We start from the raw sequence: 14,054 nt of genomic DNA, 5'->3' as shown, positions 1-14,054 counted from the left end.
ATACGCTTAAGTTGCAATTTAAGCGTTAAACATTATCCTGCCGACTCCTTTGTCGCCGGATTATGTCGCGGGCATTGCTGCGGAACTTGGTGCTGGGCGTTACGTTCCCCTGGGCGGGAACAGGATGGGCCGCGCCGCCGCCTCTCCCCGCCCCGGCTTCCGCCCACTGGCAGCAAGCCCAAGAACTGATCCGGAAGGGCTACGGAGGACGCCTTCCCGCCGGGATGCCGCATGATGGCGATCTGGACCTGGACATCGGCCTTTGGCTCACGGTGAGCCCGGGAGCGGCCGGGACGCCGACGGGGGAAACGTTGAGCCACGCGGCACCGCTTTTCGCGCCGATGCCCACCCTTTTGAGCCCCAGCTATCTGGCGTTCCAGAATTCCCAGTTCCGCACGCCCATCCAGGTCCGGGTCAACGCCCAGAGCAGCCGCTCCTTGGCCACCTACGGGACGGAGATGGGCATGCTCCATCACGAGGGGACGCACGCGATCGACGAGGTGAAGAAATCGGTCCGCCGGATCATCGACCCCGCCGCCGCCCCCACCGACCTTCTCCAGGAACCGGCCGTCGGCTTCGGGCCCGTGCTGGGCCGGATGCTGGCGGAGGGCGACCCCGGCCGCGCCGCGCGGATGAGGACAGATCTGGAGGCCGTCCAGCGGAAGCTGCGGCCGGAGTCGTCCCTTTCTTCCTATCCCCTCCTGGCGACGGAGCGGCTGGCCTACCTGAGCGAGGCGTTCGCCGGGGCGATCCGCCTCCACGCGTGGAAGCGGCTGCCGGAAAACCGGGTGGAGCTGTACGCGGCCGCCTACAATCTCTTCCGCCGCGTCGATCTTGACCCAAAGGAGCGGGATCCGCTCAGCGCCGCGCTGCGGACGCCGGAGGGCCGGGAGGCGCTGCGGCGGTTCCCCGCCTACAATCCCGCCCCCAACGGCCTGGGCCACGCGGTCTTCCACGTCCAGCAGGGCCTGGACCAGCTGACGGAGGCGGAAAAACGGCGCTACTACGCCGAGGTGCTGCCGGAGGATTACGGCGACGTGTTGGAGGAGGTCTACGGGGACCCGCAGGGCCGGGCAAAGCTGGGGCTGGAAACGCGGCCCAATTACGGCATCGCCTTCGCCTATCACGTGATCGCCCGCCGCTACCAGGAGGCCGATTCCTGGGACACGGCCCATTACGGGCGGCTGGCGGAAAAGGTGGAGCCGGAGGTCTTCCTCAACGTCCTGCGGGTGGCGATCCAAAACGGGAACGTGGCGGCGCAGCGGGCTCTCTACGCGACGTTCGACCGGCGCTTCGGCAAAAGAACCGATGCCCAGCGGGAGGCCATGCTCCGGGAAACCGCCGCCGCGCGGGAGGCCGCCAAGGATACCCGGCCGAACATGGCCCTGACGGCCTCCGACCTGGCCGATTATTTCTCCCGGGTGGACCTCTCCCTGGGTTTCCTGGAACGGGCGGAGAGGCCCCTCTTTGCCAAAGGGCCGCCCCCGGGCCGTCCCGGCAACGCCCCTTTCCTCGCCCCCTCCCCGGCGGTTACCCGGGAAGGACGCTAAATCCCCCTTGCCATCGGGCGGGGGAGGACGGCATGATCCCCGTCCCTTCTCCTGGCTGGGTAGCTCAGTTGGTAGAGCAGCGGACTGAAAATCCGCGTGTCACCGGTTCGATCCCGGTCCCAGCCACCACTTTTTCTCAGAGCCTGTCATGAAGCTCGTCGTCGCCATCACCGGGGCCTCCGGCTCCCTCTACGCGCAGCGGCTCCTGGAATGCCTGGCCGCCGGCCCCCACCATGTCGATGTGGTGACGAGCCTACACGCGGAGGAAGTCGCCGCCGCGGAGACCGGCGCCCTTTCCATCCCCGCCCAGTTCCAGGTCTACCAGGACCGGACGATGCAGGTCCCCTTCGTCTCCGGTTCGGCCAAATACGACGCCATGGTTGTCATCCCCTGCTCCATGGGGACGATCGGCCGGATCGCCCACGGCTACTCGGACAGCACGATCACCCGCGCGGCCGATGTTTTTCTTAAAGAAAAGCGCCCGCTCCTCCTGGTCCCCCGGGAGATGCCGTGGAACCTCCTCCAGGCGCGGAACGTGGTCAGCCTCCTGGAGGCCGGGGCCACCGTGCTGCCCGCCTCCCCCTCTTTCTACGGCAAGCCGGAGACGGTGCGCGACGTGGTCGACACCGTCGTCGCCCGCGTGCTGGACCATCTCAAGATCGACCACGAACTGGGCCGCCGCTGGAAGGAGCCCGCCCCGAAGGAATAATCCCCATGCTCAAAAAAATCCGCCCCGCCCTCAAGTTCATCAAATTCAGCCACACCGTCTTCGCCCTCCCCTTTGCCCTCATCTCCATGCTGACGGCGGCGCGCGGGCTGCCCGGCGGGCGCGTCCTGGCGCTCATCCTGGTCTGCATGGTCGGCGCGCGCACGGCGGCGATGGCCTTTAACCGGATCGTGGACTGGGAGTTCGACAAGAAAAACCCCCGCACCGCCTACCGCCACCAGCTCCTCTCCCGGCGGGACGCCCTCCTCCTCTGCGGGGCCAACCTGGGGATCTTCCTCATCGCCGCGGCGGCGATCAATAAGCTCTGCCTGTTCCTGGCGCCGCTGGCCATCCTGCTCATCCTGGGCTACTCGCTGACGAAGCGCTTCACCTCCTTCAGCCACGCCTTCCTGGGGCTGGCGCTGGCCGCCGCGCCGATGGGCGCGTGGGCCGCCGTGCGCGGGGAGCTCTGGTCCCCCGCGCCGTGGCTCCTGGCCGCCGGGGTGCTGTGCTGGGTCTTCGGCTTCGATTTGATCTACGCGACGATGGACGCCGAGTTCGACCGCGCGCACGGCCTTCACTCCTTCCCCGCGCGCTTCGGCATCGGGGCGGCCATCCGGCTGGCCGCCGGGCTGCAGACGATCGCCTGGCTTTGCTTTCTATTCTTCGGCGTCCTGGGCGGGCTGGGGAAGGTCTACCTGGCGGGGCTGGTCCTGGTCGCCTTCGCCCTGGGGGCGGAGCTTTGGCTCTGCCGGACGAGCGACATGAAGCGGATCAACTGGGCCTTCTTCCAGGCCAATGCGATCGTCAGCGTCGTCCTTCTGGCCAGCGCGGCGCTCGAATTCTGGGTTTAGGGTCGACGCAGGAAGCTCCCGCTCATAATTTGAGCAAATACGGGAGAGAGGGAGTCTAATTTCCCATCGGGGCTTTCCTCCGCTAAGTTACAACCATGCCATTGGAGTCTCTTTTCCACCGCGCGGGCCTGGGCCCCATCGCGGAGAAGGTCCACGCCGGGGAGCGTCTCTCCGACGCCGACGCGCTGGCGCTCTACGCCTGCGAGGACCTGAACCTCGTCGGCCTCCTGGCCAACCACGTCCGGGAAAAGAAGAACGGCAACGTCACCAGCTACATTCTCAACCGCTACCTCAACTACTCCAACGTCTGCCTCCTGAGCTGCCAGTTCTGCGCCTTTTACCGGCGCGCCGGGCAGGAAGGGGCCTTCGCCTACTCCGTCGAGGAGCTGGTGGAGAAGGCCAAGAAGGCCCAGGCCGAGGGGCTCACCGAAATTCACAGCGTCGGCGGCCTCCACCCGAAGCTCCCCTTTTCCTACTACACCGACCTGCTGCGCGGGATCCGGGAGGCTTGCCCCGGGCTGCGGCTGAAGATGTTCACCGCCGTGGAGATCCGCCACCTGGCGGAGCGGATCGCCAAGAAGCCGATCCGGGAAACCCTGGAAATCCTGCGGGAAGCGGGCCTCGACTCCCTCACCGGCGGCGGGGCGGAAATCTTCGACCAAGGGATCCGGGACCAAATTTGCCGGGGAAAGGAAACGGCGGAGGAGTGGCTGGAAGTCCACCGCACCTGGCACCAAATGGGGCAAAAGAGCACCTGCACGATGCTCTACGGCCACATCGAGACCCCGGCCCACCGCGTCGACCACCTGCGCCGCCTCCGGGAGTTGCAGGAGGAGACGGGCGGCTTCACCGCCATCGTCCCCTACGCCTACGAGCCGGAGAACAACAAGATGAAGCCCCAGCCCCGCGTCGGCGGGCGGGAGGAGCTGCGGAACATCGCCGTCACGCGCCTCTACCTGGACAACTTCGACCACATCACCTCCTACTGGATCAGCATGACGCTGCCCCTGGCGCAGATCGCCCAGAGCTTCGGCGCGGACGACCTCCACGGCACCATCCAGGAGGAACTCATTTTCCACATGGCGGGGGCCAAGACCCCGCAGGAACAGACCGTCGCCCGCCTGGAGCGGGCGATCCGGGAAGCCGGGCGCGTTCCGGCGCAACGCGATACGTTCTACCGTCCCGTCCCGGCGGTTGCTAAGGAATTGCAAACGTGCTAGTTAACTAAGTTCCCCCCCCCTACTCTCATGCCTCCTACTCCCTCTCCCCGCCGCCGCCCCGCGCGCCGCCGCCGTCCCGTGAACCAGGAAGATCCGGAAAACCGGCCGCCGCAGCCGGAATCCGGCTGGAAGGGCATGGGCCTCCTCATCCTGGTGATGGCGGCCATCGGCATCTTTTTCTACATCAGCAGCGCCAGCGGCCTCCGCACCTCCCAGATGGACGAGCTGACGATGCCCAAGTTCAAGAATGCCGTCCGCGAGCACCGGGTGGAGAACGTCACCTTCTACCGGGAGGCCACCGGCCAGACCTACCTGGAAGGCCGCTACAAGCACGCGAAGAGCGCCACCGACGCGACCGTGGTCGCCAGCGGCTACCACACCAATGTCGACCTGGAATGGGAAAAGAACCTCAGCCAGTTCCTGGCGGAAAACGGCTTCCAAGACGTGGAGACCCGCACGGTGAACAGCTACTGGAGCCAGACCCTCGTCAGCTTCCTGCCGTTCCTCCTCTTCGTCGTTCTGATCTACTTCGTCTTCCGCCAGCAGCTGCGCATGGCGGGCAAGTCGGCCTTCAGCTTCGGCAAGAGCCGCGCCCGCATGCTCTCCCGCGACCGCAACCGCATCATGTTCAAGGACGTGGCGGGGGTGGAGGAGGCCAAGGAAGAGGTGCAGGAAATCGTCGAGTTCCTCAAGGACCCCAAGCGCTTCCAGAAACTCGGCGGCCGCATCCCGAAAGGCGTCCTCATGGTCGGCCCTCCGGGAACGGGCAAGACCATGCTGGCCAAGGCCATCGCGGGCGAGGCCGACGTCCCCTTCTTCAGCATCAGCGGCTCCGACTTCGTGGAAATGTTCGTCGGCGTCGGCGCCAGCCGCGTGCGCGACATGTTCGAGCAGGGCAAGAAGCACGCCCCCTGCATCATCTTCATCGACGAAATCGACGCCGTGGGCCGCAGCCGCGGCACCGGCATGGGCGGCGGCCATGACGAGCGGGAGCAGACCCTCAACGCCCTCCTGGTGGAGATGGACGGCATCGAGTCCCAGGAAGGCATCATCATGGTGGCGGCGACGAACCGGAAGGACGTCCTGGACCCGGCGCTGCTGCGGCCCGGCCGCTTCGACCGCGAGGTGCGCGTGAACCTGCCGGACATCAAGGGCCGGGAGCAGATCCTCAGCGTCCACGTGCAGAAGGTGAAGATCGACCCCAAGGCCGACCTCCACTCCCTGGCCCGCGGCACCCCCGGCTTCTCCGGCGCGGAACTGGCCAACCTCATCAACGAGGCGGCCCTCATCGCGGCCAAGAGCAACAAAGAATTCATCACCCAGCCCGACCTGGAAGAGGCGCGCGACAAGGTGCGCTGGGGCCGCGAGCGCCGCAGCCTGGCCATGAGCGAGGAGGAGAAGAAGGTGACCGCCTACCACGAGGCCGGCCACGCCATCCTGAACATCCTTCTGGAGCACACCGATCCCCTGCACAAGGTGACCATCATCCCGCGCGGCCCCGCGCTGGGCGTCACCATGATGCTGCCGGAAAAGGACAAATACAGCACCCGCAAGCACGAGCTGATCGACGATCTCTGCGTCCTCATGGGCGGCCGCGTGGCGGAAGAGATCTTCCTGGGGGACATCACCAGCGGCGCCGCCGGGGACATCCACATGGCCACCTGGAACGCCCGCAAGATGGTCTGCGAATGGGGCATGAGCGAGAAGCTGGGCATGGTCCGCTACGGGGACGACTCCAACATGGTCTTCCTGGGCCGCGAGCTGGGCCACTCCCGCGGCTACAGCGAGAGCACCGCGCAGGAAATCGACCAGGAGGTCCTCCACTTCATCAACAGCGCCTACAACAAGGCCAAGGACCTCATCCTCAAGCACCGCACGGAGATCGAGGCGCTGGCCGCCGCGCTCCTGGAATACGAAACGCTGGACGGCGCCCAGGTGGAGGAAATCATCCGCACGGGCAAGATGACCAACCCGCCGCCGAAGAATATCGAGCCGCCGGTCCTTCCCACCCCGTCCGAGACGCTGCCTCCCAACCCGAAGCCCGCCGACGACAAGGACGACGGCGGCATGCTGCCCGGCCTGCAGGGCGCGCCCGCCGGGGCGTAGGGGCCAATTCCTGCCAAACGAAAAAGGGGCGCGCCCGGCTGGGCGCGCCCCTTTTTTTCGTTACCGGGAAGCTAGGCTTCCCGGCCTTCCTTGGCGGATGTGATCGAGCGTTGCACTCCCTCCGGGCTTTTCGAGGGGATCATGTAAGGCATGCCGTGGAGGACGGCGTAGATGCTTTGCGCCGCCTCGACCGATTCGGCAGGGCTGATCCCGGGGTGCCCATCCATGTACGCGTTCAAAATCTTGGTGGCGCTGACGGCGGGGCCGACGGTTTCCTTGTTCTTCCAGGCTTCCTGGAAAAGCGCCGCCACCTTCTCGCTATTCTCCCCCGCTCCCTGGATGAGGGAGAAAACGACGCCGGTCAGCGAGGCGTTCTTCGCCTTAGCCTCTTCCGGAACGCCTTGCGGGTAATATGTTTCGACGAGGGAACGCATGACGGCAAAGGTCGTGTCGAGCTGCTTCATTCCGGGGGTAAAAGGGATCGGGTCTTGGGCCATAATTCTAATTCGGCTTTCGCCGCCCCCTAAAAAGCAGTTCCAGTAGAATTACCTACCGCTCTCCCAACGCGTTACGCGCCTTGGCAAGTTCCCGCCGCTGGGCGGAAGTGACTTCCGGAAAATGGAGGTTGAGACCGCGCATCGCCTCGATGACGGCGGCGGCGACGGCCAGCCGGGCGAACCATTTGTGGTCGGCCGGAATGACGAACCAAGGGGCGTGCGGCGCGGCGGTGGCGCGGATCGCCTCCTCATAGGCCTTCTGGTAGGCATCCCAGTAGCCGCGCTCGCTCAGGTCGGCGGCGGAGAATTTCCAGTTCTTCTCCGGCTCCTCAAGGCGGGAGAGGAAGCGCTTCTTCTGCTCTTTCTTGGAGAGGTGGAGGAAAAATTTAAGGATCACGGTGCCGTTCCGGGCCAGGTGGCGCTCATGGGCGGCGATGTCCTCCAGGCGCTCCTTCCAGATGCGGGGGGTGACCAGGCGCGCCGGCAGCTTTTCGTTTTCCAAAAGCTTCGGGTGGACGCGGGCGATGAGGACTTCCTCGTAATAGCTCCGGTTGAAGATGCCGATGCGGCCGCGCTCCGGCAGGGCCAGGGTGGTACGCCAGAGGTAGTCGTGGGCCAGCTCGGCGGGATTGGGCGCCTTGAAGGAGGTGACCTGGCAGCCCTGCGGGTTGACGCCCGACATGACGTGCTTGATGGTCCCGTCCTTCCCCGCCGCGTCCATGGCCTGGAAGATGAGGAGGAGGGCGGCGCGGTCCTGCGCGTAGAGCCGCTCCTGCATGGAGGACAGGAGGGAGACGCTCTCCTTGAGAAGAAGGTGGCCGGCCTCTTTTTTGACGTCCCCGTGGCAGGCCGGGTCGCGGTCCTTCAGCCGGAAGCCCGCGCCGGAGACCACGCGGAAACGGCGGGCCAGCGCGGCGATTTCCGGCGGGACCGGCTTCATGGCGGGCTACTTTTTGGCGGGCTTGCCGGAGAGCTTCTTGAACTCGGCGGCGGAAAGGCCCAGCAGCTCGGCGGCGGCTTCCTCGTCCCCGCGGGACTCGACCAGCGCTCGGCGGGCCAGCTCTTGCTCGAAGCGGGAGAGGGACAGGCGGTCGTCGCGCCGGGCCAGGGCCAGGAACTGGGACATGACGGGCTCGAACAGCTCGGCCGGGTCGGCCGTGGTGGTGACGGCGACGCGGTTGCCCGCGGCGGCGACCCACTCCGGCAGGTGGACGACCTGGATGGAGGAGGCGTTGGCGAAGACCATGGCGCGCTGGATGACGTTCTCCAGCTCGCGGACGTTGCCCGGCCAGGAGTAGGCCTGGAGGCATTCCATGGCCTCCGGGGTGACGTGGACGGGGCCGCCCGCGTGCTTCTGCCGGTGCTTGTGCAGGAAGAAGTTCACCAGGAGCGGGATGTCGCTGGGGCGCTCCGCCAGCCGGGGCAGGTGGAGGTTCACCACGTTGAGGCGGTAGTAAAGGTCCTCGCGGAATTCCTTGTTTTTCACCGCCTCCGCCAGGTTCTTGTTCGTGGCGGCGATGATGCGGACGTCGGTCTTGATCGGCTCGTTGTTGCCCAGGCGGTTGAACTCGCCCTCCTGGAGGACGCGCAGCAGCTTCGTCTGGGTGCCCACGGGCATGTCGCCGATTTCGTCCAGGAAGATGGTGCCGCCGTCGCCCAGCTCGAACTTGCCGATGCGCTGGGCCATCGCGCCGGTGAAGGCGCCGCGCTCATGGCCGAAAAGCTCGCTCTCCAGGAGGTTCTCCGGGATGGCGACGCAGTTGATGGGAATGAAGAGCCGGTTGTTGCGCGGGCTGTTCTGGAAGATGGAGCGGGCCACGACTTCCTTGCCCGTGCCGCTTTCGCCCGTGATGAGGACGGTGGCGTTGGTGGGGGCCACCTGGCCGATGGTCTTGTAGACGCGCTGCATGGCCGCCGCGTTGCCCACGATGGGGTGGGTGTCCATCGGCGAGGGCTTCGGCTGGATGGGGGCGTTATCCGTCTTGATGGCGCGGGCGGCTTCCAGCGCGCGGCCCAGGAGTTCCTTGAGCTGCGGGATGTCGAAGGGCTTGAGGATGTAATCGTAGGCGCCCAGCTTCATCGCCTCGATGGCGGTCTGGGAAGTGCCGTAGGCGGTCATCATGACGACGACCTGCTGGGTGCTGATCTGGCGGATCTGCTTGAGGGTGTCCAGGCCGTTCTGGGCGCCCATGCGGATGTCCATGACGACGACGTCGGCGGGGCGCTGCTTGAGGATCTTCAGCCCCTCGTCGCCCGACTCGGCGCTGAGGACGGTGACCGTGTCGGAAGCCAGAAGGCGCTCGAAGGAATAGTGGACGTCCTTCTCGTCGTCGATCACCAGGATGACGGAGGGAACCGCCGGCGCGGGGGCGGCGGCGGGCGTTTCGGGAGAGGAGGCGGCCTTTTTACTCATAAATTAGGGGCGGCCCGCGGCGCGGGCGAAGGGCGGCAGCGCCTCCATAAGGCGGCCGAAGTGCTCGGGATCGACCTGCTGCTGGCCGTCGCTCCAGGCCTCGGCGGGGTTGGGGTGGACCTCGATGAGGAGGCCGTCGGCGCCGAGGGCGGCCGCGCCCTTGCACAGCTCCACGACCAGGTCGGCCCGGCCGCAGCCCTGGCTGGGGTCGATGATGATCGGCAGGTGGGACTCCTTCTTCACGATGGGGATCGTGCTCAGGTCGAGGGTGTTGCGGGTGTAGGTCTCGAAGGTGCGGATGCCGCGCTCGCAGAGGATGACGTTGGGGTTTCCCGCGGCCAGGACGTACTCGGCGGCCAGGAGCCATTCCTCGATCCGCATGGAGAGGCCGCGCTTGAGGAGGATGGGCAGGCCGGTCTTGGCCGCGGCGGTCAGGAGGGCGAAGTTCTGCGCGTTGCGCGCGCCGATCTGGAGGATGTCGGCGTAGCGGGCGACCAGCTCGACGTCCTTTTCCGCGAGAACCTCCGTGATGACGCCGAGGTCGAACTCGTCGCGGGCGGCGGCCAGCATCTTGAGACCTTCCTCGCCCAGGCCCTGGAACTCGTAGGGGGAGGTGCGGGGCTTAAAGGCGCCGCCGCGCAGGAAGACGGCGCCGCGCTCCTTCACCGCGCGGGCGGTGGTGAAGAGCTGCTCCCGGCTCTCCACGGAACAAGGACCGGCCATGACGCAGAATTTCTCGCCGCCGCCGATGCGGACGCCGCGGGAGACGACGACGGTGTCCGCCGGATGGGCTTCCCGGCTGACGAGCTTGTAGCGCTTCTGGACGCGCAGGACGTTTTCCACCTGCGGCAGGGCGGTGAGGGTCTCCAGGGAATGGCCCTTCCGCTCGTCGCCCAGGGCGGCGACGATGGTTTGGCAGCGCCCTTGGATGACCCGGGCCTCGTAGCCCAGTTTCTCGACTTCCGCCACGACGGCGGCGATGGCTTCCTGGGGCAGTTCCGGCTTGAGGACGACGATCATAGGGGCAGGCCCGGAAGCCTAGCCTCCCGCTCTCTCTCCCGCAAAGAGGAAACTACGCCTGGATGACCAGGCGGCGGCGGCGGAAGGTAGGCTGGTCGAGGTTCTCGCCCTTGTGGATCGTCTCGAAGCTGTTCTCGAAGCGGCCGCTGTTGGCCGCCTCGAAGGGAAGCTCCTCCTGTTTCACGGCCTTGGAGCCGCGGCGGACCTTGGCGGGGCGGGCCAGGTCGGCCACGGGAACGGGGACGGCCTTGCGCTTCGGCTCGGGCTCCGGCGCGGCGGCGGCCAACTCGGGTTCCGGCAGGACCTCGGCCTCGACCGGGGCGGCTTCGTCGACCAATTCAAGCTGCTCCTCGACGGCGGAGGCGTGCAGGGGCTTCGGAACGGGCGCGAGCACGTCGCTGTCGAGCGGCAGGACGACTTCCTGGATGAGGGCCTGCGGGGCGGCTTCCTCTTCGGACAGGGCCGCTTCCTCGATTTCCCGCGCGCGGGTGGCGGCCAGGACGAGGGTGAGGGAGAGGCGCCCCTCGAACCGCTCCGCGGTGCGGGTGCCCAGGGAGACGGCGATGTGAGCGGGCAGCCGCGCCTCGATGGCCTTGGAGACGGCCTGGAGCTGGCTGACGGAGAAGTCGGCCCCGCCGACGAGGCAGGCCAGGCAGCGGTCGGCCTCCTCCCACGCGCCGCCGGAGGCGACGAGGGGGCCGGAGAGGGCGCGCTCGACAAGGGAGAGGGCGTCGTCGTGCGGCTCGGAATCGGCGCGGCCGATCCAGCAGTTTTCCGGGCGGGCGGCGCCTTCCAGGCGGCCGAAGAGGCCGCGCAGGTCGGCGAAGGTCAGGGGGTTGAAGCCGCCCGCGGCCAGGATCTGGGCGACCGACTCGACGCCCTGGGCCAGGGAAAGGTTCATGCCGTGCAGGCCGCGGCGGATATTGTCCGGCGCGTCGGGCCAGGCCTCCGCCCGGTCGTTGGAGAAGGAGAGGACGGCGTCCGCATGGGCGCGCAGGACGGAGAGGGCCTCCTGGGCGGCGGCGCGGCGGGCGTCCGACTCGAAGGAGAAGGGCTGCGTGGCGACGACGATGACGCGGCCGCCGCGCGGGCGGTTGCGGAAGGCCTGGGCGACTTCCATGGCCAGGGTGGTGCCGGTGCCGCCGCCGAGCCCGGCGACGATCACGAGCTGGTCGACGACGGAGAGGCGGTCCAGGAGGCTCTCCCGCTCCAGCTTCCAGACGGCGCGGGCGCGGGCGCGGTCCCCGAAGCTGCCGAGGCCGCGCAGGAGGGGCTTGCCCAGGAGGCGCTTCTCCGCGACCACCGATCCGTCCACGATCGCCTGGTCGGCGTCGATGGCCATCAGCTCGAAGCCGGAGGCCTTGGCGCCGCCGCGCATCACGATCTGGTCGAGGATCTGGATTCCCGCCTGGCCGATGCCCAGGAGGAGGCCCCGGCCGCCGTCTTCGGCCAAGGGGGAACCGCCTTCGGAAAAGTCGTCGCGCATAAAGTTGATCATGGGGGGAGTGGTGGTGAAGAAGATGAGGACTGGGGACTTAGAAGAGGCCGAGGGCGGCCAGGGCCTTGCCGACTTTCTGGCGCATGCGGCCCCACGCGCCGGGGGACGGGATTTCCTCCTCCACGACGCGGGCGTAGTGGAGCAGGCCCAGGACGGTGGAAAGTTCCGGCCGGGAGGCGTAGCCCTGGTCCCCTTCCAGCGGGCAGCCGCCGGCGAGGTTCACGGGGCAGGAGAAGATCTCCGAGGCCAGCTCGATGAGGCCGCGCACCTGGGCCGCCCCGCCGGTGAAGTGGATGGAGCCGGCGAAGTCGGGCCAGAAGGGCTGGGCCTCCAAGTCGTCCCGGATGATCTGGAGCAGCTCCGCCTGGCGGGCCTGCATGATGGTGAGGACGGCCTGGCGGCGGACGGCGCGCTCCTCGAAGCTGTAGCTGCCGGGGATGACGACGCTGCCGCCCAGGTCGCCGTCCATCGATTCCTCGTGGACGGAGCCGTGTTCGCGCTTGAGCTGCTCCGCCTTGACGAAGGGCAGCTTGAGGCCGGCGACGAGGTCGTTGGTCAGGTGGTCGCCGCCCACGCCCAGGACGCCGCTGTGGACGACGGAGCCGTTTTGGTAGACGAGGTAGTCGGTGACGCCCGCGCCGCAGTTGATGACGACGGCGCCTTCCTGCTTCTCTTCCGGGGTGAGGACGGCCTGGGCGGTGGCGTAGATGCTCAGGGCGTAGTTGCGCACGTCGACGGAGAGTTCCCGCACGCAGCGGATGGTGGTTTGGAGGCGGGTGTTGATCCCGGAGACCAGGTGGTATTCCGCCTGCAGCCGCTTGGAGGAGAGGCCGACGGGGTTTTCCGTCACGGAACCGTCGTCCAGGCGGTAGTGCTGGATGAGGTCGTGGATGAGGGCGTAACCGCTGTGCAGGGGCTGCTGGCGGGCCATGGAGGCCAGCTCCTCCAAGTGCTCGGGCATGATCTCGTGCCCCTCGGTGGCGATGTAGGTGGTCAGCTGCGCGTTGGCGGAGCGGATGTGGGCGCCAGAAATGGCCAGGTAGACCTCGTTGATGGTGACGTCGGTCTTCTCTTCCGCGTCGTTGATCGCGTCGTGCACGCATTTCTGGGCGATCTCGAAATCGATAATCTCACACTTCCGCACCTGGTGGGACTGGCTCTCGCCCACGCCCAGGATGACCAGGGAGCCGTCCTCCCGGAGTTCCGCCACGGCGGCGACCACCTTGCTGCTGCCCACCTCCAGGGCGACGACGATGTTGCGATCTTTTTTCCAGAACATAGTTCTTAGGGGTTTTTGGGGTTTGGTGTGGTTGGAGAAGAAAGGGGTTAGTTGCGGAAACGGACGGGGACGTTGCGGTCGGGCGTCAGGTCGACCAGCGCCACGCGCCGCTGCCGCGCCTGGGCGAAGCGGATGATCTGCTGGAGCCGTTCCATCTGCTGGGACAAGTTGTCCAGGCGGAAGAGGATCTGCGCGCCGTCCCGCGTCATGAGGGAGACGGCCAGCGGGTGGGAGAGGTCGAGCCAGGCGACGTCGAAGTCGGCCCGCAAGGGGGTCAGCTCCAGCTGCTTGAGGACGCCCAAGGCGGCCTGGACTTCCGGCTGGTCGAAGCGCTGGCCGGATTCCACGTCGACGAAGGGGCCGCCGACGATTTCCGGCAGGCCGCGCAGGGACTCGTTGGCCTGGGGCTTCACGGCCACGCCGTCCCGGTCCAGGTAGAAGACTTCCCGCATGTTCAGGTCGGTACGCTGGGAGACGATGCGGGCCAGGGGCTGGCGCTCCGTGACCTCCACGCGGATGGTGTCCGGCAGGATGCGCTGCACGCGGGCCTGGGCGATGTAGGGGAGGTTGTCGACGTTCTGCTCCACTTCCTTCAGGTCGACGGCCATCAGGTTTTGGCCGATCTGGAGGCGCGTGGCCTGCACGACCTGCTTGCGCTGCGCGCCGCCCTTTGCGTCGACGACGATCTGGCGCAGGGCGTAGTGGGGATTCTCGTAGAGGGCGCGGCGCAGGAAGCCCTCCACCACGTAGTGGGTGCCCAGGCCGACGGCGGTGAGGCTCAGGCCCAGGAGGAGGACGGCCACGCCGTACTTGGCCAGCGTTTGGCGCGAGGGGCGCTTGCCCGTCGTGGCAAAGAGGATGTGGGCCTGCGAGGTGCGGGGGCGGTTGATGCGGCGGCGGACGGACATGGC

12 protein-coding genes and 1 tRNA gene are annotated in these 14,054 nt (G+C 67.3%); 6 read left to right on the top strand and 7 right to left on the bottom strand.

Translation table 11 applies throughout. From position 1 onward, the window contains the following. Window positions 1-62 precede the first annotated feature (62 nt). The 6 genes from PW734_06335 to ftsH all read left to right on the top strand — a co-directional run bounded on the left by PW734_06335 (window position 63) and on the right by ftsH (window position 6,436). Window positions 63-1,550, top strand: a complete 1,488-nt coding sequence (locus tag PW734_06335) for a hypothetical protein (GenBank protein MDE1170813.1) — start codon at window positions 63-65, stop codon at window positions 1,548-1,550. A gap of 53 nt (window positions 1,551-1,603) precedes the next feature. After that, window positions 1,604-1,679 (top strand) — tRNA-Phe (locus PW734_06330). Window positions 1,680-1,698: 19 nt separating this feature from the next. Continuing rightward, window positions 1,699-2,259, top strand: coding sequence for a UbiX family flavin prenyltransferase (locus PW734_06325; GenBank protein MDE1170812.1), 561 nt, complete (start codon window positions 1,699-1,701; stop codon window positions 2,257-2,259). 5 nt (window positions 2,260-2,264) lie between these two features. Next, window positions 2,265-3,110: a putative 4-hydroxybenzoate polyprenyltransferase gene (ubiA, locus tag PW734_06320; GenBank protein MDE1170811.1), complete on the top strand. Its 846-nt coding sequence runs from the start codon at window positions 2,265-2,267 to the stop codon at window positions 3,108-3,110. 95 nt (window positions 3,111-3,205) lie between these two features. After that, window positions 3,206-4,330 (top strand): aminofutalosine synthase MqnE, encoded by a 1,125-nt coding sequence (mqnE, locus tag PW734_06315; GenBank protein MDE1170810.1) that lies wholly within the window; start codon window positions 3,206-3,208, stop codon window positions 4,328-4,330. Between the two features lie 27 nt (window positions 4,331-4,357). Further along, on the top strand, window positions 4,358-6,436 hold the full coding sequence (ftsH, locus tag PW734_06310; GenBank protein ID MDE1170809.1) for an ATP-dependent zinc metalloprotease FtsH: 2,079 nt from the start codon (window positions 4,358-4,360) through the stop codon (window positions 6,434-6,436). Window positions 6,437-6,507: 71 nt separating this feature from the next. Here the strand turns inward: ftsH and PW734_06305 are convergent, their stop codons facing one another. The 7 genes from PW734_06305 to PW734_06275 form a co-directional block, all read right to left on the bottom strand. Next, on the bottom strand, window positions 6,508-6,900 hold the full coding sequence (locus PW734_06305; GenBank protein MDE1170808.1) for a hypothetical protein: 393 nt from the start codon (window positions 6,898-6,900) through the stop codon (window positions 6,508-6,510). A gap of 85 nt (window positions 6,901-6,985) precedes the next feature. Beyond that, window positions 6,986-7,873: a polyphosphate kinase 2 family protein gene (locus PW734_06300; GenBank protein MDE1170807.1), complete on the bottom strand. Its 888-nt coding sequence runs from the start codon at window positions 7,871-7,873 to the stop codon at window positions 6,986-6,988. Window positions 7,874-7,879: 6 nt separating this feature from the next. After that, window positions 7,880-9,346, bottom strand: coding sequence for a sigma-54 dependent transcriptional regulator (locus PW734_06295; GenBank protein MDE1170806.1), 1,467 nt, complete (start codon window positions 9,344-9,346; stop codon window positions 7,880-7,882). 3 nt (window positions 9,347-9,349) lie between these two features. Beyond that, window positions 9,350-10,366, bottom strand: a complete 1,017-nt coding sequence (aroF, locus tag PW734_06290; protein ID MDE1170805.1) for a 3-deoxy-7-phosphoheptulonate synthase — start codon at window positions 10,364-10,366, stop codon at window positions 9,350-9,352. Between the two features lie 52 nt (window positions 10,367-10,418). After that, entirely contained in the window at window positions 10,419-11,864 is a 1,446-nt protein-coding gene (locus tag PW734_06285) for a hypothetical protein (protein ID MDE1170804.1), read from the bottom strand. A 37-nt stretch (window positions 11,865-11,901) separates the two neighbouring features. After that, window positions 11,902-13,143, bottom strand: coding sequence for a cell division protein FtsA (gene ftsA, locus PW734_06280; GenBank protein ID MDE1170803.1), 1,242 nt, complete (start codon window positions 13,141-13,143; stop codon window positions 11,902-11,904). A gap of 47 nt (window positions 13,144-13,190) precedes the next feature. Then, the gene (locus tag PW734_06275) at window positions 13,191-14,051 is read right to left on the bottom strand and encodes an FtsQ-type POTRA domain-containing protein (protein ID MDE1170802.1); all 861 of its coding nucleotides are present in this window, start codon (window positions 14,049-14,051) and stop codon (window positions 13,191-13,193) included. Between the last annotated feature and the right edge of the window lie 3 nt (window positions 14,052-14,054).

Origin of the sequence: Verrucomicrobium sp. (assembly GCA_028283855.1) — a bacterium.
GTDB lineage: Bacteria > Verrucomicrobiota > Verrucomicrobiia > Methylacidiphilales > GAS474 > GAS474.
Note: the sequence above shows the minus strand (reverse complement) of the source record. Positions and strands in the feature narration are given on the sequence as shown.